Origin of the sequence: Mesorhizobium sp. WSM4989 (assembly GCF_029625795.1) — a bacterium.
GTDB lineage: Bacteria > Pseudomonadota > Alphaproteobacteria > Rhizobiales > Rhizobiaceae > Mesorhizobium.
Window position 1 is genome coordinate 393,329 of sequence record NZ_JARTVN010000001.1, and the last position, 24,394, is coordinate 417,722.

Sequence of the window (24,394 nt, forward strand, 5' to 3'; positions counted from 1 at the left end):
GGTTCAATTGGGGGAGATTGGTCGGCAGGGCAAAAGGGAGCGCGAGGGAAACGGCACCCTTCTGAATTGACAAGAACCGGAAAAGCGCGAAAGCACTCCGCGACAGATCGGCTGGCGGGACGCGTCCCCTTTGTCCTGTCGGACATCTCCCCTCATCGGCGGAGATCGGCAGCTTCGACACGCCGCGGCGCGACGCGCCAGAGTTACTATGTGGGAAGATTCTGAATGACGACGGATACCAAGACGACGGAAACCAGGACATTCGAGGCGGATGTCTCGCGGCTGCTGCACATGATGGTGCATTCGGTCTATTCGGACCGGGACGTCTTCCTGCGCGAGCTGATCTCCAACGGCGCGGACGCGTGCGAGAAGCTGCGCTTCGAAGCGATCACCCGTCCCGAGCTGCTGGGCGAGGACGCAAAGCCGCGCATCACTATTTCGGCCGACCCCGACAACAAGCAGCTTGCCGTCGAGGACAACGGCATCGGCATGGGCCGCGAGGAGATGGCCGAGGCTCTGGGCACCATCGCACGCTCCGGCACCCGTGCCTTCATCGAGCGCGTCGAGGCTGGCAAGGCGACTGAGGACTCGCAACTCATCGGCCAGTTCGGCGTCGGCTTCTACTCCGCTTTCATGGTGGCCGATCATGTCGATGTCATCAGCCGGCAGGCCGGCAGCGAGGAAGCCTGGCGCTGGTCTTCCGACGGCAAGGGCACCTACGAGATCGCTCCCGTGCCGCTTGCGGCAGCTCCCAGGCGCGGCACGCGCGTCGTGCTGCATCTGATGGACGATGCGAGTTCCTACACCACGCCTTACCGGCTCGAAGGGCTGGCGAAGTCGCAGTCCGGCCACGTGCCGGTGCCGATCACGCTTGTTGAGAAGCCGGGCGCCGAGCCGCGCGATGTCGCCGACGGCACGGCGCTCTGGGTGAGGCCGAAGAGCGACATAAAGCCCGAGGAATATACCGACTTCTACCGCAGCATCGCCGGCCAGTATGACGAGCCGGCCGCCACCATCCACTTCCGCGCCGAGGGTCGGCACGAATACAGCGCACTTGCCTTCGTGCCGGGCTCGCGTCCGTTCGATCTCTTCGACCAGGACCGCAAGGGTCGTATGAAGCTCTACGTGCGGCGCGTCTTCATCACCGACGATGCCGACGTGTTGCCGCGCTATCTGCGCTTCGTGCGCGGCCTGGTCGATTCCGCCGATCTGCCGCTCAACGTCTCGCGCGAGATGATCCAGGAAAGCCCGCTGCTCGCCGCGATCCGCAAGGGTGTCACCAACCGCGTCCTCGGCGATCTGGGCAAACTCGCCGATAACGATGCCGAGGCCTACGCCAAGATCTGGGAGAATTTCGGCGTCGTGCTCAAGGAAGGCATCTACGAGGACTACGAGCGGCGCGAGCAGCTGCTGAAGCTCGCCCGCTTCCGCTCGACCGCTTCCGGCGAGACGCTGCGCAGCCTGGCCGATTATGTCGCCGCGATGAAGGAAGGGCAGAAGGCGATCTTCTTCATGGCCGGGGAAGACCGCGCCCGGCTCGAGGTCTCGCCGCAGCTCGAAGGGTTCCGGGCGCGCGGCATCGAAGTGCTGCTTTTGACCGATCCGGTCGACAGTTTCTGGACGACGATGGCGCCGGAATTCGACGGCAAGCCGTTCAAATCGGTGACGCAGGGCGCGGCCGAACTGTCGGAGATCCCGCTGCTCGACACCGCGTCCAAGCCGGATGCCGAAATCTCGTCCGAAATCGCGACCTTCCTGGCCTTCGTGAAGACGGCGCTGGGAGACGAGGTCTCGGACGTGAAGGCCTCCGACCGCCTGACCGAAAGCGCGGTCTGCCTGGTCGCACCGGAGCACGGTCCCGACCGCCAGTTCGAGCGGCTGCTCAACGCCGCCGGCCGCCTCGACAAGGCGGCCAAGCCGATCCTCGAGATCAACCCGCGGCACGAACGCGTCACGGCGCTGGCGAAGCTCGGCGACGGCGAGCGCGCTTTCAAGGAAGACGCCGCGCATCTGCTTTACGACGAGGCGCGCGTGCTGGACGGCGACAAGCCGGCCGATGCCAGGGCGTTTTCGGCGCGGCTTGCTCGCCTGATCGAGCGCGGTTTGGCGAGGGAGTAGTGGGGCGTTGGGCGCCTCACGGAGCCCGGATCCTGCCGTGACTTCTCACGAGGAGGCGGCGCAAGGGTGAGATCGGTCGCGATCCTTCGCGCCCCCCTCTGTCCTGCCGACGGGTCAAGGCTTCTCCACGCTGCTACGCTCGGAGGTCAGAGCGCCGCCCTACCCCCTCAGCCCCGGTGCCTCTTGCCCCGTCCTGGCGACATATTCCGTATAGCCGCCGCCATAGGTGTGGATGCCATCCGGCGTGAGCTCCAGCACGCGGTTCGATAGTGCGGACAGGAAATGGCGGTCGTGCGAGACGAACAGCATCGTGCCTTCATATTGCGCCAGCGCCTCGATCAGCATCTGCTTGGTCGCCATGTCGAGGTGGTTGGTCGGCTCGTCGAGCACCAGAAGGTTCGGCGGATCGAACAGCATCAGCGCCATGACCAGCCTTGCCTTCTCGCCGCCCGAGAGCACGCGGCACTTCTTCTCGATCTCGTCGCCGGAAAAGCCGAAGCAGCCGGCTAAAGCCCTGAGCGGCGCCTGGCCGGCCTGCGGGAAATTGTCTTCCAGCGTCTGAAACACGGTGCGCTCGCCGTCGAGCAGTTCCATGGCGTGCTGGGCGAAATAGCCCATCTTGACGCTCGGACCGCGCGCCACCGAGCCCTCATCCGGCTCGGAGGCGCCGGCCACGAGCTTCAAAAGCGTCGACTTGCCGGCGCCGTTGACGCCCATCACGCACCAGCGCTCGCGGCGGCGGATCTGGAAGTCGAGGCCGGCATAGATCGAGCGGCTGCCATAGGATTTGTGGATGCCCTTCAGCGTCGCCACGTCCTCGCCGCAGCGCGGCGCAGGCTGGAACTCGAAGGCCACCGTCTGGCGACGCTTGGGCGGCTCGACGCGGTCGATCTTGTCGAGCTTCTTCACCCGGCTCTGCACCTGGGCGGCGTGCGAGGCGCGCGCCTTGAAGCGCTCGATGAAGGCGATCTCCTTGGCAAGCATCGCCTGCTGGCGGTCGAACTGCGCCTGCAGCTGCTTGTCGGCCAGCGCCCGCTGCTCCTGGTAGAATTCGTAATTGCCGGAATAGGAGGTGAGCGCGCCGGCGTCGATCTCGATCACCTTCGAAACGATGCGGTTCATGAACTCGCGGTCATGCGAGGTCATCAGCAGCGCGCCGTCATAGTCCTTGAGGAATTTCTCCAGCCAGATCAGGCTCTCAAGATCGAGATGGTTGCTCGGCTCGTCGAGCAGCATGACGTCGGGCCGCATCAGCAGGATACGGGCGAGCGCGACGCGCATCTTCCAGCCGCCGGAGAGTTTTGCAACGTCGCCGTCCATCATCTCCTGGGAGAAGCCGAGGCCGTCGAGCACCTCGCGGGCGCGGCCGTCGAGCGCATAGCCGTCGAGTTCCTCGAAGCGGTGCTGCAACTCGCCATAGCGCTCGATGATCGCGTCCATCTCGTCGGCGCGGTCGGGATCGCCCATGGCGTGCTCGAGCTCGCGCATCTCGGCTGCGACGGCGCTCACCGGGCCGGCGCCTTCCATCACCTCGGCGACGGCGCTCATCCCCTCCATGTCACCGACATCCTGGCTGAAATAGCCGATGGTAACGCCGCGATCGACTGAGACTTGGCCTTCGTCCGGCTGCTCCTGGCCGATGATCATGCGGAAGAGCGTCGTCTTGCCGGCGCCGTTCGGGCCGACGAGGCCGACCTTCTCGCCCTTCTGCAGGGCGGCCGAGGCTTCGATGAAGACGATCTGACGGCCGTTCTGCTTGCCGATATTTTCGAGACGGATCGTGGGGCGGTCCGGGAAACTGCGCTGAGATGGCGGGATTTGCCCGGGGCATACGCGAATGAGGCTGCGGAGGGAAGAGGCAGAAGCGCCGCATCCGCGCGCTCGGCTATTCCTTCGAGGCAGAACCCAGCCGCGGTGAAATTGATTGGCGTCGCCGACCGATCGAGCGCTTAGTGCTGGAGCCAACCACTTGATGGGCTCTGGCAAGGGAGGTCAACCATGGCCATGTACCTGACGCGCTTCAGCTACACGCCCGAGACCTGGGCGCGAATGATCGAAAACCCCGAGGATCGCCGCAAGGCAGCCAGCTCATACATAGAATCGGTCGGCGGAAAGCTGCACGGGTTCTGGTACGCGTTCGGCGAACACGACGGGTGGAACCTGTGGGAGGCGCCGGACAATGTTTCGATGGCGTCCGTCGTGATCGCCATCGGTGCCGGAGGGGCACTCAGCTCCTGCGAGACCACCGTCCTCCTCAGCGTCGAGGAGACGATGGACGCGCTAAGCAGGGCGAAAGCGATCCGTTATCGGCGGCCTGGAACGTAGAGCCGAGAAAAGCCGCCTCGGAGGGGTGTCACCTCGCGTCGTGGAAGATGATACCGAGCGTATGTCGCCTGCCCGAGCGCAGGCGGCTGACGCCGTGGCGCAGGTTGACGCGATAGTAACCTCGCGTGCCCTCCACGGGCCGGTTGTGCACGGCGAAGATCACCGCGTCGCCGCGCTTGAGCGGCACCACCTCGGCGCGGCTCTGCATGCGCGGGCGCTGCTCGGTCAGCACGAATTCGCCGCCGGTGAAATCCTTGCCGGGTTCGGAGAGCAGGATCGCCACCTGCAGCGGAAAGGCGAGCGCGCCATAGAGATCCTGGTGCAGACAGTTGAAGTCGCCGGGGCCGTATTGCAGCAGAAGCGGCGTCGGCTTGGTTTGGCCCTCGTCGTGGCAACGCTTTAGGAAGGCGGCGTGGTCGGAAGGGTAACGGAGCGCGGCGCCCATCTTCTCGTTCCAGTCGTTGGCAACGCCGGCGAGCCGTGGATAAAGCGCAGTGCGCAGGCCCTCGATCAGATCAGGCAGCGGATAACGGAAATAGCGGTACTCGCCCCTGCCGAAGCCATGGCGCGCCATCACCACATGGCTGCGGAAATGTTCTTCGTGCGGATAGAGCGCGGCGATTTCGGCGCATTCCTCCGGCGAAAGCAGGCCGGGCACGACAGCGCAGCCCTGGGCGTTGAGCTCGGAGACGAGCGCGTGCCAGTCCTGCGCGGCGACACGGGATTCGGCGGAGCGTCCGGCGCGTTTGGTGTTGAGGGAATGGACGGTCATGAGCGCCTCCTTTGATGCCATCAAAGTGGGGCGGAGGCGAAGCGGCGGCCACCCGATTCCTGCGGAAATGGCGCGACCTTTACGGCGAACCAGCCGCAACGAAGCCCGAGCGGCCCTGCGCGCGGCGGAATGCCTGCTGCAGGCGCGGGTTGAGGCGCACCGCGTCGCGGCCGGCCTGGATGGTCCGCTCGACCTGCTCCGGCGTCAGCCTCAGCCGGGTCGGGATGACGTTCAGCGCGGCTGCCTCCTCTGGCGGCAGGTCGGCGAAGGAGACCAGTTCAACCACCATCTGGACGTCGCGGCACTTCCAGCCGGACAGGCTGCCGCGGTAGCGCGCTACCACCGCCGCCGGCAGGCTGCAGCGATATTTGACCAGCTTTTCGCGCCACAGCCGGAATTCGAGCTTGAGGGAATCGAATTCGTCGCGCACCGAGGACGCGATCGAGGTGCCGGCGGTGGCGTCGATCATGTCGACCAGGCCCGGTCCCTGCTTGACCTTGACCCAGTCGGGTTCTTTCCTGCGGCCCGCATCGGCAACGATCATGATCAGCGTTCGCATCCTCACCGCCGCCTGCGGCGACAACGGGCTGTGCGGACTGCCGGCGATGTCGAGCGATTCCGCGAAGCCGACCACCGCGATGTTGTCGGTCAATCCGCCGTCGAGCAGTTTGATGTAGTTGACGCGGTCGTTGTTCTGGTAGGACGCCATGGCGCGAGCCGCGGCCTTGACCCGTTCCGGTGCCTCCGGATCGTTGAGACCGCGTTCGATCCAGTCCGGCTGCTTGTAGTTGCATCTAGTTGTCGGCGTGGTCGTCGAGACGACAACCGGCGCGAACACCGCGGGGAACGCCGCCGAGGCCGCCACCGCATCGGCGATACGAAGCTTGTCGAGATCGCTGCAGATGGCCGCGAAACGGTCGTAGGTGAAGCCGAAGGCCGTGCCGTTGTAGATGTCGGATGCGTGGATCCAGACCAGCGGGGCGCCGGGACGTCTGAAGGCGCTGTAAGTGGCACCGTCGAACAGGTTCCTGTCCAGCCACGCAGCAAAGGTGCTGCGGTCGTTGACGCCGCCTTTCCACAGCCGCGCCAGATTGGCCGGAGCGAGCTTGGCGGTGTGCAGCGAGCTCTCGGCATCGCGCAGCAAGAAGCGCTCGCGAAGCTCGCGGTAACCACGCCCTTTGTAGCCGAGATAGGCCGCCGTCACCGCACCGCCAGAAACGCCGCCGACGACGCGCACCTCGTCGATCAGCGTATGCGCTCGCCCGCCGCTGCCGACCTCGACAGCGTCGAGCGCCTGAAGCACGCCATAGCTGAAGGCGGTGGCGCGCGTGCCGCCGCCAGAGAAGGACAGCGCGACCACGGTCGACCCGTCGGCGGGAGCATCGGGAATGTAGTCCGGCGAGCCAGGCCCGACTTGCGTCACATGGGTGTTGATGGGCTCGACATCATTGGCGACACATCCGGCCAGCAGCGCTGCTGCCAACACAAGCAAGCCCACACGCCAACGCATCGAGGTCCCCCCGATCGCCCGTTCCCGGCCTCAGTCTATGCGCAGCAGGCAGAGCAAGGCAACGGCCAGCCCCGGGGTCCTTCACCTCAAGCGTTCCGGCGGTACCCCTCCAGTTCCGGATCGAGATCCACCTTCACTCCATTGGTGAAGACGCAGGTCGCCACCATGATGCCGGCGAAGGCGACGAGGTTGACGAGCAGCGTTTCGTCGTAGCGCGCCTTCAGCGCGGCCCAGGTCTCGTCGGCAACGGCATTGGCGTCGGCGGCGAGCGCCCTGCCGAAGGACATCAGCAGCGCTTCGTCCGGGCTGGGTTCGATCGCGTCCGGATCGAGGCCGGAGTCGATCAGCGCGCGGCGGAAGAAGGTAACCGGGATCTCGGCGCGCATCGTCTCGGCGATCGCCTTCGAAAACAGCCAGATCGCCCGGTCGTCGAGCGTCGGACGCAGGAGATCGCGCAGCGTGAACCATTCGGCGTAGATGCGGTGCGCGGCCGGGGAGTGAAGCAGGATGCGCTTCATGTTGGTCAAGCGGCCGCGCAGCGCAAGCTCCCGGTCATGCTCGACGCGGATTTCGTCGGAGGCGGTCGCATAGTCGATCGCAGAGAGATGCGCCACGGCCCCTCACCCCAGCGTCGCGTGCAGCGCCGGCGCGCCGCGCAGCGTGTTGGAGACGGTGCAGATCGTCTCGGCATCCTCGACGATGCACTGCTTGGTCGCGGCGTCGAGGTCGCCGGCAATCTCCAACCGGATATTGAACCTTTCCACCCGCGACGGCTCGTCCTTCGCCTTCTCGCCTCCGACATCCGCCCTCACCTCGCCAAGCCGGTCGGCGACGCCGAGGCGGGTGGCGGCGATGCGGGCGCTCAGCACCATGCAGGCGGCCAAGGAGGCATAGAGCAGGTCGAGCGGGTTGAAGCCCGGCGCGCTGACCGCAGTCACCACGTCGACCGTGCCGCCGGTCGGCGTCGTTACCGCCGGCAAGCCGCCCGGCGGCAGCACGGCGCAGGCGCCGGTAGCACGGGTTCTGATCTTCAGCTCGCTCATCGAAAGTCCTTCGTCCGGGTTTGGAGGCCATTGATAGCGGACGGGAATTTATCTCGGCAACCATCCAGGGCACAGCTGCGGTTTTCTTCGTGCGAGGTGGTCCGTGGAAGGGCTGATCTGCCGCGTTCCGGCTTGGCAATTTGCCTCCGCCAGTCAACAATCCGCGGCACCGCGCTGATGGGCCAATGGAAACGGGATTGAGGGTCATGACACCACGGAAATTTGCCACGCACGCCGCTCTCGCCGTCGCTGTTCTTTGGCCCGCCGCCGGCCAGCCGGCAGATGGCGTCCATCCTGGCCCGATGTCGCGCACGCAAGCCTTCGCACGCGCCGAAGCACTGACAGCGATCGGGCGAAAAATGTTCTTCGACCCATCGCTGTCGGCTTCGGGCAGACAGGCCTGCTCGTCCTGCCACGATCCCAACCACGCCTTCGGTCCGGCCTCCGCCGCGCCGGTCGAGATGGGCGGGCCGAACCTCGACCGGCCTGGCCTGCGAGCGGTGCCGTCGCTGCGCTACCTGCAGGCGGCGCCCGCCTTCACCGAGCATTTCTACGATTCCGAGGACGAGGGCGACGAAAGCGTCGACAATGGCCCGACCGGCGGATTGACTTGGGACGGGCGCGCCGACCACGGCAAGGACCAGGCGAGGATCCCGCTGCTGTCGCCGTTCGAGATGGGCAACAAGGATGAAGCCGCCGTGGTCACCGCCTTGCGCAAAGCGCCCTATGCCGACGCGTTCAAGGCGGCGTTCGGCGCGGATATTTTCGACCATCAGCAGGATGCCTTCGAAGCGGCGGTCGAGGCGCTCGGCACCTTCGAGCAGAGCAGCGCCGACTTCTACCCCTATTCCAGCCGCTACGACGCCTTCCTTGCCGGCAAGGCGCAGTTGACCGCGCAGGAGTTGCGCGGCCGTGCGCTGTTCGAGGACGCAAACAAAGGCAATTGCGCGAGCTGCCATCTGAGCGAGCCGGCAAATGACGGCGAGCCGCCGCAATTCACCGATTACGGCCTGATCGCCATCGCCGTGCCGCGCAACCAGGCGATCCCGGCCAACGCCGATCCCAATTATCTCGACCTCGGGCTGTGCGGGCCGCTGCGGGCCGACTTCAAGGGCCGGAGCGAGTATTGCGGCCTGTTCAAGACGCCGACCCTGCGCAATGTCGCGCTGCGCAAAAGCTTCTTCCACAACGGCTATGTCCACTCGCTGCGCAAGGCTGTCGCCTTCTACGTCACTCGCGACACAGATCCGGGGCGCTGGTATCCGAAGAACGCGGACGGCACGGTCGAGAAATTCGACGATCTGCCAAAGGCCTACTGGGGAAACCTCAACACCGACCCGCCCTTCAACGGCAGGAAACCAGGCGAGAAGCCGGCGCTGACCGACGCCGAGATCGACGACATCGTCGCTTTCCTCGGCACGCTGACCGACGCGGACCAGGCCGGGCAGTAAGGCGGCTAAAAGCTCACCGCAGACTTCCCCGGCCAAAATAATCGGTGGACGCGTCTTGTTTGTGTGGCTTCCGTCACAGACCGACAGAAAGCATCTGCTACATTAGCATCTCGTCAGAGCGGGGGCTCAAATGAGATTCGTAGCGGTGCAAGAACCGCCTCATCATAGTTGGGCGGTGTTCGACATGGCCAATGACAAGCCCGCCGAACATGCCGGGCGCGCGCTCATCGGTCTCACGTCGCACGAAGCCCGGCGGTTCGCCGCCGCGGCCAACGACGAAGCGGGGTATCGGGAAACCAACGCGCTGGCGTCGCATCCAGGCGGGTAAGGCATGGCACCGACGGTTCGCAATTCGCCGGGAAACGACAAGCGAACAAGCGGTTGAGACGGCGTGCTGCCAGATTGATTCAAGCCTCACCCCGCCGACGCGTAGCGGTTCACCACCATGCCGCAGGCATAGGCTTTCGAGCCGGTGAGCTTCAGCCTGGCAAAGCCGCTCTGATCGAAGATGCGACGGCCGGCCCCCAGCACCGCCGGGTTGATGAAGAGCTGGAACTCGTCGACCAGCCCGGCGGCGATCAGCGCCGAGGCGAAGCCGGCGCCGCCGAACACGGCAATGTCGCCGCCTTCGCCCGCCTTCAGCGCATTGATCTCGCGCGGCAGATCGCCGCTCGCGACCCTGGTACGCTCCCACCGCGACGCCTTCAGCCTGTCGCTCAGCACCACCTTGTCAGCTGTCACGATACGCTGGGCGAAGGCATAGAAGCGGTCTCGTGGAAATTTCATCGCCGCATTGCCCCAGTGATTGACGTAGCCCTCCTCGGCCATCTTGCGGCTGAGCAGAATCGTGTCGACGGTTGCGAACATGGCATTGAAGTCCTGCTTGAGCTCTTCGTCCCAGTCGCTCTCGTCGCCCCATTCCCAAAGCTGCCAACGACGGTTCTCGTCGGCGCCGACGAAGCCGTCGACCGACATCTGCATTTGCAGGATGAGCTTTTTCATTGCGCGGTCCTCTCGCATCTCCAAACACGGTTTACTTTTGAAATCATTTGACGCGCGGAAGGAATGCTGTCAATTGAAAAGTGATTTACAAATGGAACTAACTTCATGTCCACGAAGGAAAGGTCCGGCTGCCCGATCAGCCTGTCGCTCGAGCTCATCGGCGACCGCTGGACGCTACTCATCATCCGCGACCTGGCCTTCGCCGGGAAAAGGCATTTTCGCGAGTTCCTGCAGTCGGACGAAGGCATCTCGTCGCGCACGCTGGCAGAGCGGTTGCAGACCCTGGTCGACAAAGGCGTCCTCACCCGCAGCGACGACCCGACCCACAGGCTGAAAGCGATTTACCGGCTGACCGAGGCCGGCATCGACCTTTTGCCGATACTCGCCACGCTTGGCGCTTGGGGCAGCAAATATCGAAAGGCGGATGAGGATTTGGCGCGGGTTTCCAAGGAACTAGCGGCAGGTGGCCAGCCGGCGCTGGAGCGGATGAAGAAGAGGTTGAGGAAGGAGCATTTGGGGTAAGGCGTTCCACGCCGCCAATTGCCCAAAGTCGAGTTCTACGGCGAAGGATCGGCGTCGATAAGATCCTGCCCGCAGGTTCCGTTTCCCGTCTATGCTCCCCTGCGCTAGACTCCGCCTGAACAGGATCGACCGCCATGATCGTCCAGGCCTGCATCAACGGCGCCCGCGCCGCGGATTTCCACCTCGCCCTGCCGCTCGACCCGGATGCCATGGCACGCGACGGCGCGGCCTCGGTTGCGGCGGGTGCCGCCGAACTGCATGTGCATGCGCGCGGCGCCGACCGGCAGGAAAGCCTTGCCACGGAAGCGATGGACTGGACGATGACGGCGCTGCGCCGCGCCTGCCCCGGCACACTGATCGGCGTTTCGACCGGCGCCTGGATCGAGAAGGACGACAGGCGCACGATTGCGGCCATCGCCGGCTGGCATGAGCTGCCCGACTACGCCTCGGTCAATCTCAGCGAGGCGGCGGCGCCCGAAGTGATGGAAGCGTTGCACGACCGCGGCGTCGGCATCGAGGCCGGGCTGGCGTCGATCGGCGATGCGCTCAGGCTGGCCAGCCTCGATCATGGCCGCCGGGTGCTGCGCGTCCTGATCGAGATTTCCGAGCAGACGCTGGAGGAGGCCTTTGCCTTCGCCGACGGCATCGAAAAGCTGCTGCAACGCGAAGGCATTCACCGCTCGATCCTGCTGCATGGCGAGAACGCGACCGTGTGGCCCTTCGTCGAGCGGGCGGCGGCGCGGAAGTTTTCGACCCGTGTCGGGCTCGAGGACGGTAAGGAGTTGCCTGATGGGACGGTGGCGGACGGGAATGCGGCGCTGGTGAAGACGGCGGTGAGGATCTATCGCCGGGCGTGACTTGGTTCCTCGCCTCATGGGGAGGACCCAAGGCCAAAAGTCAGCCGAACTTCGTCAGCGGCTTGGCGGTTATCTCGACCCATTCGCAGCGCCGGCTGCGGTGGTAGAAGGATTGGAAGGGCGGCGGGAACGACGGATCCGCGAACGCCCCTACCGGAATTGCAGTTAGGCCGGGCTGCGTGTCGATGCGATAGTGCACTGTGGTCCCGCAATCAGGGCAGAAGCTGTAGGTTATCTGCCCGCCCTGCTCGCCGGTGCGCGTGAACTGCAGCGCGCGCCCGTCTATCGTCACATCGGCCTCGGCAAAGCGCACATTGTAGCTGAAGGCGCTGCCTGTGCGCCGCTTGCAGTCGAGGCAATGACACACCGAGATGCGCACCGGCTCGCCCGCGCAGGTGGCCGACAGCTGACCGCAGGAACATTCGGCGCGTCGCGTGACCATGCTGGCTCCTTTCGACCGAGTCTCGGCACCTTATGCAGTTCGGCGGCGTGGTGAAAGCACCTATCCGCCGAGCGTCGCCTACCCCTGCCAGGCCGTCAGATCCGCCAGTATCCGCGCCTTCACCGCCGGGTCGGCGTAGCTCGCATGCACCGATGTCGCGGCGAGCTGGCGGATGGTTTCACTGTCCCAGGCGAAGGTCTCGGCGCAGGCGGCGTAAGAGGCTTCGAGCGTCGTGCCGAGCAGCGCCGGATCGTCGGTGTTGATGGAGACGGGAACGCCGGCTTTGCGCAGAGCGTCGATCGGATGCTCGGCAAGCGAAGGATAGACGCCGAGTGCGATGTTGGAGATCGGGCAGACGCCGAGCGCAATTCGCCTCTGTGCGAGCAGGTCGACCAGAGCCGGCTCCTCGATCGCGCGAACGCCATGGTCGATGCGATCGGCGCCAAGCAGCTCGATGGCGTCGCGAACGCCCTCGGGACCGCTCGACTCGCCGGCGTGGACGGTGCGTCGCAATCCGGCCGTGGCGGCGCGGCGGAACGCCTCGGCAAAGCGCGGACCGGTGCGCCCGGCGGCCGCCTCGTTGCCGTCGATCGAAAGGGCCACGACGCGCGGGTGCCTGATCCTGCTCAGCAACTCCACCAGTTCGATGGCGTCCTCGGCCGACTGGGTGCGCAGCAGGCTGATGCAGAGCCCGACCGGCGGGTATCCATCCTGCTCGGCCGCCGCGAACCCGGCATCGAAGGCGTCGATCATGCCGGCGATGTTCCGGTGCCAGTGCGGCCAGTGGGTCGGATTGACGATGACATCGGCGTAGCGCACGCCGCTCTTGGCCATGCGCCGCGCAAATTTATAGGCGGTGATGGCCAGCTGCTCGCGCGTACGAAACGTGCCGCACAGCCAGTCGAGCATTTCGAGGAAGCTCTTCAGATCATGCGCCTCGAAGAGCCTGTCGCGCGGCGCGCGCAGCGGGATGCCAGCCTCCTCGCAATTCCTGATCACGTCGTCGGCCTCGAAGCAGCCCTCGACGTGGATGTGCACTTCGGCCTTCGGCAACCCGATATAGTCGGTCAATGAAGCCTCCCGAGCTTTGTGGCGGCATCAAATCACGAAAGGCGAGATCAAGGCTTCAAGAAATGATTGAAAGATTTGTGTGTGATGGCCGCCAGTCTTCCCCCGTTGCGGGCCGTTGCGGGGGAGATCGGCAGGTTCGGCCTCACTGCGTGTCCGCGTGGGCCCTCAGCTCGGCGCGCTTTTCGTCCGACACCACCGCCAGATCCAGCACCTTCTGCAGACCCGCCGCATGGCGGAAATTGGGCTCGGCCTGCACGCCGCTTTTCACCGCCTCGACGAAGCGCTGGTAGTTGGTCGGCACGGTGCCGGCGTCGAGCTCTTCCCATTTGGCGTCCTCGACATTGGCACCGATGCAGCCCTTCAACATCGAGCCATTGAGATTGTGCACCACCTCGATGCCGCCCTTGTCGCCATAGATGCGCAGCCTGAGCTCGTTGAGATGGCCGCTCGCCCAGCGGCTGGCATGCACCACGCCGAAGGCGCCGTTGGCGAAATCGAGCGTCATGGCGAAGCTGTCATTGGCGTCGAGCTGGTAGTCGCCGATGCGGTTGCCCGGCGCCTTGTCGAAGGCGCGCAGCCGGCAGAATACGTGGTCGATATCGAGGGCGGCGCCATAGCTGGCGAAGTCGAGGATGTGGATGCCGACGTCGCCGAGCACGCCGTTTGAGCCGTGGCCGCGCGAGAGCCGCCAGAGCCACTTGGGGTCGCTTCGCCAGTCGCCCCAGAATTTCGATACCAGCCAGCTCTGCAGATAGGAGGCCTCGACGTGGCGCACCGTGCCGATCTCGCCGGCCTGCACCATTTGTCGCGCCTTCTGCAAAGGCGCGACGTTGCGGTAGGTGAGGTTGACCATGTTGACGACGCCGGCGGCTTCCGCCGCATCGGCCATCTCGCTTGCCTTGCCGAAATTCTCGGCCAGCGGCTTTTCGCAAAGCACCGGCTTGCCGGCGGCGATCAGCGCCATGGTGGTCGGGTGATGGATGCGGTCGGGCGTGACATTGGCGACCGCGTCGAAACCGCCCCAGTCGAGCGCCGCCTCCAGCGAGGTGAAGCGCTTCGGGATCTTGTAGGCGTCGGCATACTCGCCGACGCGGGCTGGATCGACATCAACGGCACCGACGATGTCGACGCCTTCGATAGCGCCGAAGCGGCGGGCATGCTCCTGCGCCATCCAGCCGGTACCGAGTATCAAAAGCCGCATTTTGCTCCTCCAGAGGAATTGGTTCGATTCAATGATATGAGGCGGGCGATCTAATTGTTGCTTGTACGCAATCCCAAACAGAAAACGGTTTAGCGGAAACCAGCCTCGCCGGGCGCATGCAGCTTGCCGCCGCGTTCGACGATCGGCTCCAGCGCCTTCTCCACCGGCACGTTGGGTGCTTTGAGGATGGCGGAATTCCTGCCCTGCGGGTTGTGCGCCCACTTCACTGCGTTGCGCAGCACCTTGTGCACGGTCGCGTCGTGGTAGGTCGGATAGGTTTCGTGGCCCGGGCGGAAGTAGAAGACATTGCCGGCGCCGCGCCGGTAGGTAAGGCCTGAGCGGAACACCTCGCCGCCCTGGAACCAGGAGATGAAGACTGTCTCCAGCGGCTCCGGCACGGCGAACTGCTCGCCATACATCTCCTCGTTCTCGAGCTCGAAAAACTCGCCGATGCCTTCGGCGATCGGATGGCTGGGGCTCGTCACCCAGAGCCGTTCGCGCTCGCCGGCCTCGCGCCATTTGAGCGTGCAGGGCGTGCCCATCAGCCGTTTGAAGATTTTCGAGAAATGGCCGGAGTGGAGCACGATCAGTCCCATGCCTTCGAAGACGCGGCGTGCGACGCGCTCGACCACATCGTCGGCCACCGCGCCATGGTCCTTGTGACCCCACCAGACGAGCACGTCGGTCTCGGCGAGGCGGGATTCAGGCAACCCATGCTCCGGCTGCTCCAGCGTCGCGGTCGAGGCGGAGATCGCCTTGTCGGCGTTGAGCGCGTTGGCGATGGCCGTGTGCATGCCTTCCGGATAGATGCCGGCGACCACCTCATTGGTCCGCTCATGGATGTTCTCGCCCCAGACGACAGCGCGAATTGTCATGGATTGCCTCGTGATGGTGAGAGGGTGGAGCCGCCCGGCGCAATAGATAGCGTCTTCGGCCGGCATTGGAAGCGGTTTTTGCCCTTCGCTCCGCTGCACATGACGACGAGCCAGAAAGCATCGTTGGCGAACAACCACATACGCCTGTATGCTTCCGCTTTGATTCAACCACCTCCACCCAATTGGCAACCGTCCTTTCCCGTGCGCAATATCAGCTATGGGCGAAGTGCTTATAGGGGCGGCGATTTTTGCTTGTCTGGCCGGGGCGTCGCTGGTCAGCCTGATGGTGCATGAGCGCTTCCCTGCTCACCACCTTGGCGACGATACCAGCGCGGTGGTGCGGCTCGCCGCGAACCTCTTCATGGTGATGTCCTCGCTGGTCCTCGGCCTGATGATCAACTCGGCCAAGAACACGTTCGAATCCATCAACGTCAACGTCCACACCTTCGCCACCGATCTCATTCTGCTCGACAGAACGCTCCGACGCTATGGACCGGAGGCGGACGGCGCCCGGCAATCGCTCACCGCCTATGTGCAGCGCGTCGTCGATACCTCGACCGCCGACAGCGACACGACGGTCGTCCCGAACAGGCTGTCGGAACTGCTGCTCAATCAGGTCGGCGATATCGTGGGCGGATTGACCCCTGCGAATGCCAGGCAGACCGCCGCGCAACAGGCGGCGACACAGCAGCTGCAGAAGGTGATCGCGCAGCGCTGGATTCTGGCCGAGCAGTCCGAGGGTGCCATCCCCGCGCCGCTGATCGCGCTGCTCGTTGCCTGGCTGACGCTGATCTTCGCCAGCTTCGGCTTCCGAGCACCGTGTAATGGAACCATCATCTTCACGTGCCTCATGTCCGGGGCGCTGGTGGCCGCGGCAATCTATCTGATCGTCGACATGGACAGCCCCTTCTCCGGCCCGATCCAGGTCTCGCCGGCGCCCCTGCAGAGGGCGCTGGCGGAACTGACGCAGTGAAGGTCAGGCACGACCGAACATCTCGATCAAAAGCTTCGCCGCCACCGCCGCGCCGTCGGCGCGGACCGAACGGGCAACCTCGCTCGCACGGATGCGGGTTTCGGGCGCCAGCGCCGTCTCCATCGCCGCCGACAATGACCCCGCTGTCGGAACCGGGCCGTCATGAGCTGCGCCGATGCCGAGCTCGGCCACCCGCCGCGCCCAGTACGGCTGGTCGCCGATCTGCGGCACCACCAGTTGCGGCGCTCCTGCCCGCGCGGCGGCGACGGTCGTTCCGGCACCGCCGTGATGCATGACCGCGGCGACGCGGCGGAACAGCGCCTGCTGGTTGACATCGCCGACGGCGAAGCAATCGTCCCGGTCGTCGGTAAGGCCAAGCTCGGCCCAGCCACGCGCGATCACCGTGCGCCGGCCCTTGGCGCGGACCGCCTCGATGGCCGCACGGCCGGCCTCCTTGGCCACGGCAATGGAGCCGAAGCCGACATAGACCGGAGGCGGGCCGGCTTCGAGGAATGCCTCCAGCCCGTCGGGCAGCGGCCGCTCGTCGGTCAGGATCCAGGCGCCGGTCTGCCTGGCATCGGTCAGGTCCGAAGGCAGCCACGGCCCGAGCGCTGGGTCGCAGGCGAGCAGGACCGGATCGCCGTAGACATAATCGCGGACATTTTCCACCGCAGGCAATCCGAGCGACGCGCGCCAGCTGTTGATCGCTTGGCCGAACAGCGCGTTCTTGGTCGCGATATCCGTCTCCCACAGCAGCCGGTTGTCGGTCACCCCGGCTGGAAGCGGATGTCCCGGATATTCATGCGGCCGGTTGTGCGCCGACGGCAGCCAGATCGGACAGAAGGTGGCAAGGATGTAGCGCATGTGCCGCTGCCCGGCGACAAGCCGCGCGGCGGCACAGGACGGAAACAGGCCGCAGGCCACCACGGCATCGCAGCCTTCGGCGGCCGCCATGAGCGTATCGTATTGCCTGGCGAGGATCTCGGCCGCCTGGCCGGAGATCAGCGCGGCCACGTCCTTCGGCGATTCCGATGCCCTGCGCCGCGTCATCTCCTTTACCCATTCGCGCACCGGTGCGAAGGCCGGCACCAGCTCCACACCGGCACGGGCGCACAGCGCTGCAAATTCTTCATCGCCGGGGACACTCACCCGCACCTCGGCGCCGAGCGCCTGCAGTCGCTCGCCCAGCGCCACCACCGGCTCGACATCGCCGCGCGAACCGTAAGTCGACAGTAAAATCCGCATGCAAACTCCCTTTCCTAAACTGAGGTCAAGGGCAGCGTACATACGGCATTGCCGGGGGCTTGCCGCAAGCCCGGGCTGCGCCATATATGCTTTCTGGGAGAGGGAGTTCTCCCTTTCCTCATCCGCAATTCGATGGAACCGGTCACTGCCGCTGTTGCAAGAGACGTGGCGAAGACATCAAGCGCGTGCGTCGACCGCGCCGCGCGTCAACGGCGGTAAGGACCGCAAACCGTCAAGAAATCAAAGGCAGCCTACCGGCAACAAGCTGCTGCCGGCATAGTGGCGGGCGGGGTCAGCCCTGGCGGCCTTCCTGGGCGACCTGGGTGGGCGACCCGTTCAGGCGCGGCACAACGACCAGGCGCTTGATCTTCCCCTTCTTGAAGGCAGAGAGGAAGCGGCCATAATCCTTGAAGGCCACGCAGCCGCTGGATTGGGCTGGGGCGCCGCGCAGCAGATAGGTATGGGCGAGCAGACCGTTGCGGTTATATTTGTTCCTGCCGCTGGTCGGCGTCAGCCGGATGGCCTCGACGCCATGGAAGCGCGATTCACGCAGCGACAGATTGTAGGTGTCGGGCGGCGTCGGGCCGGAATTCTTGCGGTTGGCGAAGCGCGGCTGGTCGGCCATGGCGCCCTTCCCCGAATGCGCCTCCAGTTTGGAGCCATCGGGCATGTAGACCGTCGCCGTCGAGATGTCATAGACGGCGACGCCATTGCCCGTCGAAGGACTGTTGAACAGACCCCTAAAGGCGTTGCCGAGACCGCCGCGCTCGGGCGTGTCCGGCTTGGCGTAGGCGAGCATCTCGGAGGCTTGCGCCTTGCTGCGCTTGGCCGGCGCGGCCTCAATCGGCTTCGCACCCTGCACACCCGGAAGCGCCTGGTCGGAGCTCCTCAGCGAGCGCGGCGTCTGCGCACCTTCGGCGGAGTCGACAACGGTCGGCTGCGGCTTGGCCGGCTGCGGTTTGGCCGACTCCGGTTTTGCAATTTGGGGCCTTGCCGCCTGGCTTGCCTGCGGCTTGGCCGGTTCCGGCTTCCTCGCGGCATTCTGTTCAGGCGCTTCCGTCGCGCGCCCGAGGGCGGTGCGCGGCCTCAAACCAGGCACGGCGATGCTGTCGGGCAAATCATCCTGCGGCGGCAGCGAAGCGACCTGCACTTCAGCTTGTCCGTCGTCGCCGGAAGCGCCGGCCGTCATCTCAGGCGCGTCGCCGCTGGCGAGCGCGACGGCGCTCGGCACGTCGACCGTCTCTTCGGGCATGACATTGGCAAGCGCCAGCGCCAGTTCGGACGCGCGCTGAACGTCGACCTGATTTCCGCCAAAGCGTGACTCGGCCGGGCCGCTCAAGGTCAGCCCACTCCGGCCCGAACCGTTATCGGCCGCGCCGCCGAAGCGGCTTGCCGACGGCAAGCTCGCCAGCAGGACCGGAGCGTTCTCGGCGCGCCGGAAGGCATCGGCCAGTTTCTGCGGCGAAAGCCCGGCGCGCTTGATGACGCTGTCGAAACGGTCGGCGACGTCCGCGGCGGAAGCCGCGACAACCTTCTCATGCGATACGCTATCCGGTGCCGGTTTCAGCCGCGCGGCCTTGCCGTCATGCACCAAGCTGGAGGGGTTTGGCGTGGAGCTCGCAAAGCTGGCTGCGAGACTGAGGCAGCCGGCATCGCAGCCGCGGGTGAGCGAGCCCGTCTTGTGCGCGCCGTTCGCGGCAAGGCGCGGCGCCCAGGCGTTCGCGACCTTGCGGCGCTGGTCGCCAAGCACGATGCTGCGCGGCGCAAGCATGCTCTGCGGCAATCCGTTGGAGGCGGCGGTGAGCGAGGTACTCACGGAATAGAGGCCGGCCATGGTCGCGACCGACCACAGGGCCAGGGCAGCGCCGACAGCAGGCACTACAACCCAACGATGACCACCAGATTTCTTCGAAGTTACCCCCTGTTCAGGAGCGTCACCCCGGTTCTTCAAACGCAAAAACGCCATACGACCACTCTCAATCGGCATGCCGGTTTGCGGACCTGGCACCCGTCACGATCACAGCTCGCCTGGTGCCCCCTGCACCTTCACGCGTCTGTTGCCGATTGATTCAAAAGATGGACAAAGATGGTTAACCAATCCCTCCACCAATCGCCATTGTGGCGACGGTCCATACGAAAAAAGAGCCCTCCATGGTCTCCGCCACGGTAAAAATGCTCTCCCTCAGCTGCTTTGCTGCCCGTTTTTGCGGGCCGAGTCAAGCAAGCGCGAAGGTTCTACCCTTTCGGGCGATCGCCAGCTAAGAACGGATTGAGGTTAAAAAACGGCAGGAACAGCCTGGCGCGACCAGCTGCGGCATCTCTTCCAGGGCGGCAGATCGCAACGTCAACCCCGATGCGGGAAGACAGCCTTCGCCGCGCCAGACAATCAAGGACGGAGCTGTCGAGCCGGATTGCGTCGCGACGGTGCGGTGCGGCGCTCCGCAAGCGATTGCAACAACTCCGCTTCGGCGCTGAAGCCGTTTTGGAAGGCTTCGAGCACGTCGGAGGCAAGCTGTTCTCTTTGGTCCCCGTCTTTTAACGCCAGACGGCGATCGTTGCACAACTGATCGAATACTTTCTGGAGGAGCTCCAGCTCGACTGGCGTGAATATTCCGCTGTGTTTGGTGAAAGCCATGACGCCTCCCTGCCCCTTACATGGGCGAAAGCGCGATCTAGTCTTTCAAGCGTCCGTGTGCCTCGTCTGGGTGCGGACGACAAGGCATCCTACACCTTTCCGGCCGGCCTATCGATTCCGTCGTAGTCGTAGATCGGACTGTTCAAGCTGAACCCGCTTCCGTCGGCCAACGTCGCGGGGCGCCTTGGAGTTGTTCAACTTTTGAATCGCTTGCCCAATCCAACTGATTGTTCTTACACAGCTTCCAGCGAAATCCTGGAGCTGCTTCAATCACCGGAAAAACGGGCGCATTCAGCGCATTTGGTCCGGATCGTCGGCAACGCCGACGTGATGCCGATAGACCATTCCCCAACCCTTCCAGCCGGTGAACAGAAGGATGAGGACAACGATCAGCGACAGGACAAGGCCGACCGGCACAACCGCTGCCTCCGCGTCGGCATATCGCGAGTACCAGTTGTAGAGTTCGATGAGAACGACGACCACGTTGCCGCCGGCGTGAAGCCATGCGTCCTGGAGATTGCGGATCTGGGTGTCCCCCAGGACATCGGTCAAGCCGGCAAGAGCCGCCAGCACGGCCATGATCAGACCTGCCCCCAGCAGCCAGAGCGTAGCGGTGACCCAGCCCGGATTACCGGTTCGCCAGAAGATAAGGTCGCAAACGAAGGTCGCGACGAAGAAGGCGATCGGGAACGGTATCAGCATTGCATGAACAGGATGGCCGGCAATGCTTGCCGTGCTGTGCGGATTGCGAGGGATCGTGTGCTGGACCATCGTAGGGCCTCCTCGAGGCGTGGCGAGCGCCGCCCTCAGGCCACATCACAACGCATCAGGGGCTCGGCGGCAGAAAGCCGGATATATGCAAACTCCGGTTGAGCCGGAATGTTCCATAACCCGACTGCGCTGCGCGGAACGGAATTCACGCACCGCTATAGGCGCGTATGCCAGTGTGGGCTCGACTCGAAAGCGAGCTGAACGATAGTGTGCTCTTGTCGCGCGTGATCCAATGCCACGCATCCCGGCGGTGGCTTATTGTCACGGCACTCTTCTTCGCAACGAAATCCAAGCCAGGGATCGGCAAAACTGGAGCAACGGATTACGCCACTTCGGTGATTGCGGACAGGCACGGCAGCGGTGAGGTCGCCGCCAAAATTCAGTCGACATCATCGTGGCTGAACTCTAGGCCAACCTATCGAGCCAGGCGCGCATCGGCCAAACCAGGGACAGGTTTTGTCTTGCCGCTGAGCCGCGCTCCAAAGGTGAGCGTGCGTGGAAAATTGCGGACGACTACCTCCATCAACGCGACGCCGCCGGGGCCGAGGGCTAGCCGAGCCAGGGCTTCGGCGGCCAGGACCCGCGTTGAGAATAATCTTCGCCAGACCGCCTCGTAACGTTTGCCGGCCGCTTCCCGTCCCGCCCGCCCGCTCGCCGCCCCGCCGAGTTCCTGAGCCACAAGCCAGCCGGACTGAAGCGCCATCGATATCCCCTCGGCGATAATCGGATGCGACTCGCCAGCGACATTGCCGACGCGGAAGATGTCTGCTTCGTAGCCTGCGCGGATGCCCGGCCGGATCGGACCGGCGGCCAGCCACGGACCATCGAGACGGGCATCCGCCAGCGCGTCCCGCGCGCCCCGGCATGTCGCCCTGATGTGACGCTCGACGGCTTCGGCCGCCGGGACATGGCCGCCGCGTTCGCGGGCAAGGCTGCCGCGCAGCCGGGCAAGCACGTCGCGCCTAATGCAGCACGAGATCGATAGGCGGCCACGATCGGCGAGCACCATGCCGCCGTAGCCGCCGGGAAAAGTGAGCAGCGGCATCAGATCGGGCGGCAGCGCCGACCCGGTGAAATGTGCCTTGAACCCGAGCAGGTCCGAGGAGCGGCTTTGTTTCCCGAGCTGGCTCGGCAGCGGCCCCGGCTCCCACGAACCGTGTGCAGCGACGATTACCGATGCCCGCAGGGTCATCCCCTCCTCGCCGGGACTGCCGCTTGTAGCCTGGATCCGCACCGCCTGGCGGTCGCCATCCCTTTCGATGGCGACGGCACGGCAGGGCTGGAACACTTCCACGCCAGCCGAGCGGGCCGCGTCGAGCAGCAGCGTGTCCAATATGTCGCGGCCAAGCGCGCGGCCGAAGCCGTCTCTTGCTGCGGGTCCGGATCGCGCGCCCGGCATCGGCGCCTCGATGCTGGCATTGCCGGAAAAGAGGCCGACCCGGCGTATTTCCGGACCGGCCTCGCCGCGCCAAGCATCGCCGATACCCAGCCGGTCAAGGAGCGCGAGGTTGCTTGCCGAGATGTATTCGCCGCATACCTTGCGGCGCGGAAACGCGCTCTTCTCCACGATCGCGACAGCCCATCCGCGCCGGGCGAGCGCCAGCGCCGCCGACGTGCCCGCCGGGCCGGCGCCGATGATGATCGCATCGTGGGTGGATGCGCGCTTCACGGCTTATCCCTGGGCGCATCCCCAACCTGGATCGCCGAGGCCCCGACAAAGACATGCGAGAAAGGCCCTGCGCGCCGTTCCTCGAGCGGGTTGCCGCCGGCGGCAGCCCAAAGATCGGAAAGCTCGTGGCCGCGAAAGCCGGCGCGGACGCTTTCAACCGCATCATGTCGCGTGACGTCGTTGACGCCGATTGCCGGCAGAAGCCGGGCCGCGATCAGTGCAAAGCCCGCCCTCAGCGGTTCCGTCGCCAGGATGAGCGGCGCCTTGGGCCGCAATAGCGAGAACAGCCGCAGCAGTGCAGCATCGCTGAAATGATGCAGGAAGAGGTTGACCGTGATCGCGTCGAAGGGTCTGCCATCCCCCTTCTCCGCCCAATCGAAGACATCTGCGGTGATGGTTTCGACCCTCCATCCCAGCCCGGCGAAATCCGCCGCGAGCCTCGGCGTGGCGAGGCGGACGCGATCGAGCATCGTCAGCTCCACCTCGCGCCAATCGCGTGCCATGCGCCACGCCACCTTGAGCATGAAGGTGCCGTCGCCGGCGCCGATCTCCAGGATGCGGCCGGGCGGCCTCGGCAAAAATTTCCGCATGAGCGAAGCCATGATCGGCGCCTGGAACATCAGCGCGTTGATGCGGGCGAGATCGCGGCGCGAGCGGATTGCCCGCGCATCGTCGGCCGCGAGCCCGTCCAGGATTTCCGGAACGAGGCTGCGTTCAGCGAGCGCACTCATGAGACGGTCCTGAACAGCATGGTCTCGGCCGTCAGCCCGGGCCCGAACGACATGCCGCAGCCGAGCAGCCCGCCCGGCTGCTTCAGCATCTTCTCCATCACGAACATGACGGTTGGCGACGACATGTTGCCATATTGGCGCAACACCTCGCGCGACGGCTCGAGCGCGGCGGGCTCGAGTTCAAACGCCCTTTCGACGGCGTCGAGAATGCTGCGGCCGCCGGGATGCACAGCCCAGAGGTCGATCGCTTCCGGCGCCCGGCCTCCGAGGATCGCGTCCCGGTTGCTGCGCAGGGCTTCCTGGACAGCGGCCGGTACCTTGCCGGAAAGAACCATGTCGAAACCTTGGTCACGGATATCCCAGGTCATCAGTTCGCGCTGCTCGTTCGCGACGGCGCAGCGGAAGGAGTCGAGCTCGATGCCGGGCGGCTCGGCGGTGACGATGCTCGCAGCGCAGCCGTCGCCCCAGAGGCAGAAGCAGAGCAGCTTTTCCAGTTCGGTGGTTTCCCTGATGTGTAGTGTGCAGATCTCGATGTTGACCAGCAGTACCCTTGCCCCCGGATCGGAGCGTACGATGTGGCGTGCAAGCTTGAGGCCGTTGACCGCAGCGTAGCAGCCCATGAAACCGATCATCGTGCGTTCGACGCCGTCCGCAAGGCCGCAGCGCTGAACCAGGTCGAGGTCGATGCCGGGCGCGGAGAAACCGGTGCAGGTGGTGACGATGAGGTGTGTGATGCGCGAAGCCTCGTTGCCGAGATGCAGCCCGTCGACGCCCTTTTGCGCCAGCGCGGGGGCGGCCTCTGCGAACATAGCCATTCTGGCGGCCGTCCCGGGAAATGCCCCGCGCTTGAAGATCCCGCCGAGATCGACCGACGGCCCTTCGGGGTCGAGAGCCGGGGCAAAGCAGGAGAAGCGGTGGTCAATGCCGGCAAGCCCGGCCATGCGTTCGAATAGTTTCCTGCGGTCGCTGCAGAGCATGGAGGCCGCGTAGCGCAGGTAGAACTGGTGGACTTCATGCTGGGGAACCGCCGTCGCGATCCGGTTGATGTAGGCGTTAGCGGACATGTACTGTCTCCCTGGGCCTCGGCGCGGTGCGCGCTGTTGCCGGAGGGGTTCCTTGCTCATGAGCGCGCCTTGGCAGGCGCCAAGCGCTGACCGTTGCCTGTTCGATAAACGTTTCGG

General features: G+C 65.2%; 24 protein-coding genes and 1 pseudogene. 8 read left to right on the top strand and 17 right to left on the bottom strand.

Features of this window, described 5'->3' with window-relative positions:
• Positions 1-225: 225 nt before the first annotated feature.
• The gene (gene htpG / locus P9217_RS02055; protein WP_067321997.1) at positions 226-2,118 is read left to right on the top strand and encodes a molecular chaperone HtpG; all 1,893 of its coding nucleotides are present in this window, start codon (positions 226-228) and stop codon (positions 2,116-2,118) included.
• A gap of 159 nt (positions 2,119-2,277) precedes the next feature.
• Here the strand turns inward: htpG and P9217_RS02060 are convergent, their stop codons facing one another.
• Complete coding sequence (locus tag P9217_RS02060; protein WP_278086967.1) at positions 2,278-3,897, bottom strand: ABC-F family ATP-binding cassette domain-containing protein; 1,620 nt, start codon at positions 3,895-3,897, stop codon at positions 2,278-2,280.
• A gap of 219 nt (positions 3,898-4,116) precedes the next feature.
• Between P9217_RS02060 and P9217_RS02065 the strand changes: the two genes are divergently transcribed.
• Positions 4,117-4,443, top strand: a complete 327-nt coding sequence (locus P9217_RS02065; RefSeq protein ID WP_164750533.1) for a GYD domain-containing protein — start codon at positions 4,117-4,119, stop codon at positions 4,441-4,443.
• Between the two features lie 28 nt (positions 4,444-4,471).
• On the opposite strand, the gene P9217_RS02070 is transcribed toward P9217_RS02065, so the two are convergent.
• From P9217_RS02070 to P9217_RS02085, 4 genes are all read right to left on the bottom strand, one after another.
• A complete protein-coding gene (locus P9217_RS02070; RefSeq protein ID WP_095824686.1) occupies positions 4,472-5,215 on the bottom strand; it encodes a 2OG-Fe(II) oxygenase in 744 nt (247 codons plus the stop codon).
• A gap of 79 nt (positions 5,216-5,294) precedes the next feature.
• The gene (locus P9217_RS02075; protein WP_278086750.1) at positions 5,295-6,725 is read right to left on the bottom strand and encodes a patatin-like phospholipase family protein; all 1,431 of its coding nucleotides are present in this window, start codon (positions 6,723-6,725) and stop codon (positions 5,295-5,297) included.
• A gap of 86 nt (positions 6,726-6,811) precedes the next feature.
• Complete coding sequence (locus P9217_RS02080; RefSeq protein WP_278086749.1) at positions 6,812-7,339, bottom strand: hypothetical protein; 528 nt, start codon at positions 7,337-7,339, stop codon at positions 6,812-6,814.
• Positions 7,340-7,345: 6 nt separating this feature from the next.
• Positions 7,346-7,768: an OsmC family protein gene (locus tag P9217_RS02085; protein WP_127215420.1), complete on the bottom strand. Its 423-nt coding sequence runs from the start codon at positions 7,766-7,768 to the stop codon at positions 7,346-7,348.
• A 206-nt stretch (positions 7,769-7,974) separates the two neighbouring features.
• Between P9217_RS02085 and P9217_RS02090 the strand changes: the two genes are divergently transcribed.
• Entirely contained in the window at positions 7,975-9,219 is a 1,245-nt protein-coding gene (locus tag P9217_RS02090; RefSeq protein ID WP_278086748.1) for a cytochrome-c peroxidase, read from the top strand.
• Between the two features lie 184 nt (positions 9,220-9,403).
• Complete coding sequence (locus tag P9217_RS02095; protein ID WP_156751089.1) at positions 9,404-9,547, top strand: hypothetical protein; 144 nt, start codon at positions 9,404-9,406, stop codon at positions 9,545-9,547.
• A gap of 86 nt (positions 9,548-9,633) precedes the next feature.
• Here P9217_RS02095 and P9217_RS02100 read toward each other — a convergent pair whose 3' ends face one another.
• Positions 9,634-10,221: a dihydrofolate reductase family protein gene (locus P9217_RS02100; RefSeq protein ID WP_067325443.1), complete on the bottom strand. Its 588-nt coding sequence runs from the start codon at positions 10,219-10,221 to the stop codon at positions 9,634-9,636.
• A 105-nt stretch (positions 10,222-10,326) separates the two neighbouring features.
• Here P9217_RS02100 and P9217_RS02105 point away from each other — a divergent pair, with 105 nt between their 5' ends.
• Positions 10,327-10,743, top strand: a complete 417-nt coding sequence (locus P9217_RS02105) for a helix-turn-helix domain-containing protein (protein ID WP_095824647.1) — start codon at positions 10,327-10,329, stop codon at positions 10,741-10,743.
• Between the two features lie 134 nt (positions 10,744-10,877).
• Positions 10,878-11,600: a 3-keto-5-aminohexanoate cleavage protein gene (locus P9217_RS02110; protein WP_095824648.1), complete on the top strand. Its 723-nt coding sequence runs from the start codon at positions 10,878-10,880 to the stop codon at positions 11,598-11,600.
• Positions 11,601-11,640: 40 nt separating this feature from the next.
• Here P9217_RS02110 and P9217_RS02115 read toward each other — a convergent pair whose 3' ends face one another.
• The 4 genes from P9217_RS02115 to P9217_RS02130 all read right to left on the bottom strand — a co-directional run bounded on the left by P9217_RS02115 (position 11,641) and on the right by P9217_RS02130 (position 15,189).
• Positions 11,641-12,042: a GFA family protein gene (locus tag P9217_RS02115; RefSeq protein WP_095801529.1), complete on the bottom strand. Its 402-nt coding sequence runs from the start codon at positions 12,040-12,042 to the stop codon at positions 11,641-11,643.
• A 78-nt stretch (positions 12,043-12,120) separates the two neighbouring features.
• Complete coding sequence (add, locus tag P9217_RS02120; RefSeq protein ID WP_278056985.1) at positions 12,121-13,113, bottom strand: adenosine deaminase; 993 nt, start codon at positions 13,111-13,113, stop codon at positions 12,121-12,123.
• Positions 13,114-13,255: 142 nt separating this feature from the next.
• The gene (locus P9217_RS02125; protein ID WP_278086747.1) at positions 13,256-14,314 is read right to left on the bottom strand and encodes a Gfo/Idh/MocA family oxidoreductase; all 1,059 of its coding nucleotides are present in this window, start codon (positions 14,312-14,314) and stop codon (positions 13,256-13,258) included.
• Between the two features lie 89 nt (positions 14,315-14,403).
• Positions 14,404-15,189, bottom strand: coding sequence for a ThuA domain-containing protein (locus tag P9217_RS02130; RefSeq protein ID WP_278086746.1), 786 nt, complete (start codon positions 15,187-15,189; stop codon positions 14,404-14,406).
• Positions 15,190-15,406: 217 nt separating this feature from the next.
• Between P9217_RS02130 and P9217_RS02135 the strand changes: the two genes are divergently transcribed.
• Positions 15,407-16,162, top strand: a complete 756-nt coding sequence (locus tag P9217_RS02135; RefSeq protein WP_278086745.1) for a DUF4239 domain-containing protein — start codon at positions 15,407-15,409, stop codon at positions 16,160-16,162.
• A 3-nt stretch (positions 16,163-16,165) separates the two neighbouring features.
• Here the strand turns inward: P9217_RS02135 and P9217_RS02140 are convergent, their stop codons facing one another.
• The 4 genes from P9217_RS02140 to P9217_RS02155 form a co-directional block, all read right to left on the bottom strand.
• Complete coding sequence (locus P9217_RS02140; RefSeq protein ID WP_278086744.1) at positions 16,166-17,407, bottom strand: glycosyltransferase; 1,242 nt, start codon at positions 17,405-17,407, stop codon at positions 16,166-16,168.
• A gap of 292 nt (positions 17,408-17,699) precedes the next feature.
• Positions 17,700-19,286, bottom strand: coding sequence for a tlde1 domain-containing protein (locus P9217_RS02145; protein WP_245479192.1), 1,587 nt, complete (start codon positions 19,284-19,286; stop codon positions 17,700-17,702).
• 507 nt (positions 19,287-19,793) lie between these two features.
• Positions 19,794-20,042, bottom strand: a complete 249-nt coding sequence (locus P9217_RS02150) for a hypothetical protein (protein ID WP_179293627.1) — start codon at positions 20,040-20,042, stop codon at positions 19,794-19,796.
• A gap of 291 nt (positions 20,043-20,333) precedes the next feature.
• Entirely contained in the window at positions 20,334-20,813 is a 480-nt protein-coding gene (locus P9217_RS02155) for a DUF2231 domain-containing protein (RefSeq protein WP_164747617.1), read from the bottom strand.
• Positions 20,814-21,048: 235 nt separating this feature from the next.
• Here P9217_RS02155 and P9217_RS02160 point away from each other — a divergent pair.
• Positions 21,049-21,199, top strand: a pseudogene (locus P9217_RS02160) (SAM-dependent methyltransferase); the annotation flags it as partial.
• A gap of 29 nt (positions 21,200-21,228) precedes the next feature.
• Here the strand turns inward: P9217_RS02160 and P9217_RS02165 are convergent.
• Genes P9217_RS02165 through P9217_RS02175 form a run of 3 tightly spaced genes read right to left on the bottom strand, consistent with a single transcriptional unit; the run spans position 21,229 to position 24,277 of the window.
• Complete coding sequence (locus P9217_RS02165) at positions 21,229-22,482, bottom strand: NAD(P)/FAD-dependent oxidoreductase (protein ID WP_127246662.1); 1,254 nt, start codon at positions 22,480-22,482, stop codon at positions 21,229-21,231.
• Positions 22,479-23,213, bottom strand: a complete 735-nt coding sequence (locus P9217_RS02170; protein ID WP_127246661.1) for a methyltransferase domain-containing protein — start codon at positions 23,211-23,213, stop codon at positions 22,479-22,481. Before P9217_RS02170 ends, P9217_RS02165 begins: the two co-directional genes overlap by 4 nt.
• The gene (locus P9217_RS02175; RefSeq protein WP_127246660.1) at positions 23,210-24,277 is read right to left on the bottom strand and encodes a type III polyketide synthase; all 1,068 of its coding nucleotides are present in this window, start codon (positions 24,275-24,277) and stop codon (positions 23,210-23,212) included. Before P9217_RS02175 ends, P9217_RS02170 begins: the two co-directional genes overlap by 4 nt.
• Positions 24,278-24,394 lie beyond the last annotated feature (117 nt).

Excerpts from the sequence above, each read along its gene's own strand:
- P9217_RS02175 (WP_127246660.1), bottom strand. The coding sequence starts at position 24,277 with ATGTCCGCTAACGCCTACATCAACCGGATCGCGACGGCGGTTCCCCAG.
- P9217_RS02110 (WP_095824648.1), top strand. The coding sequence starts at position 10,878 with ATGATCGTCCAGGCCTGCATCAACGGCGCCCGCGCCGCGGATTTCCAC.
- P9217_RS02105 (WP_095824647.1), top strand. The coding sequence starts at position 10,327 with ATGTCCACGAAGGAAAGGTCCGGCTGCCCGATCAGCCTGTCGCTCGAG.
- htpG (WP_067321997.1), top strand. The coding sequence starts at position 226 with ATGACGACGGATACCAAGACGACGGAAACCAGGACATTCGAGGCGGAT.
- P9217_RS02065 (WP_164750533.1), top strand. The coding sequence starts at position 4,117 with ATGGCCATGTACCTGACGCGCTTCAGCTACACGCCCGAGACCTGGGCG.
- P9217_RS02095 (WP_156751089.1), top strand. The coding sequence starts at position 9,404 with ATGGCCAATGACAAGCCCGCCGAACATGCCGGGCGCGCGCTCATCGGT.
- P9217_RS02115 (WP_095801529.1), bottom strand. The coding sequence starts at position 12,042 with ATGGTCACGCGACGCGCCGAATGTTCCTGCGGTCAGCTGTCGGCCACC.
- P9217_RS02135 (WP_278086745.1), top strand. The coding sequence starts at position 15,407 with ATGGGCGAAGTGCTTATAGGGGCGGCGATTTTTGCTTGTCTGGCCGGG.
- P9217_RS02075 (WP_278086750.1), bottom strand. The coding sequence starts at position 6,725 with ATGCGTTGGCGTGTGGGCTTGCTTGTGTTGGCAGCAGCGCTGCTGGCC.
- P9217_RS02140 (WP_278086744.1), bottom strand. The coding sequence starts at position 17,407 with ATGCGGATTTTACTGTCGACTTACGGTTCGCGCGGCGATGTCGAGCCG.
- P9217_RS02155 (WP_164747617.1), bottom strand. The coding sequence starts at position 20,813 with ATGGTCCAGCACACGATCCCTCGCAATCCGCACAGCACGGCAAGCATT.
- P9217_RS02070 (WP_095824686.1), bottom strand. The coding sequence starts at position 5,215 with ATGACCGTCCATTCCCTCAACACCAAACGCGCCGGACGCTCCGCCGAA.
- P9217_RS02085 (WP_127215420.1), bottom strand. The coding sequence starts at position 7,768 with ATGAGCGAGCTGAAGATCAGAACCCGTGCTACCGGCGCCTGCGCCGTG.
- P9217_RS02100 (WP_067325443.1), bottom strand. The coding sequence starts at position 10,221 with ATGAAAAAGCTCATCCTGCAAATGCAGATGTCGGTCGACGGCTTCGTC.
- P9217_RS02125 (WP_278086747.1), bottom strand. The coding sequence starts at position 14,314 with ATGCGGCTTTTGATACTCGGTACCGGCTGGATGGCGCAGGAGCATGCC.
- P9217_RS02150 (WP_179293627.1), bottom strand. The coding sequence starts at position 20,042 with ATGGCTTTCACCAAACACAGCGGAATATTCACGCCAGTCGAGCTGGAG.
- P9217_RS02170 (WP_127246661.1), bottom strand. The coding sequence starts at position 23,213 with ATGAGTGCGCTCGCTGAACGCAGCCTCGTTCCGGAAATCCTGGACGGG.
- P9217_RS02090 (WP_278086748.1), top strand. The coding sequence starts at position 7,975 with ATGACACCACGGAAATTTGCCACGCACGCCGCTCTCGCCGTCGCTGTT.
- P9217_RS02130 (WP_278086746.1), bottom strand. The coding sequence starts at position 15,189 with ATGACAATTCGCGCTGTCGTCTGGGGCGAGAACATCCATGAGCGGACC.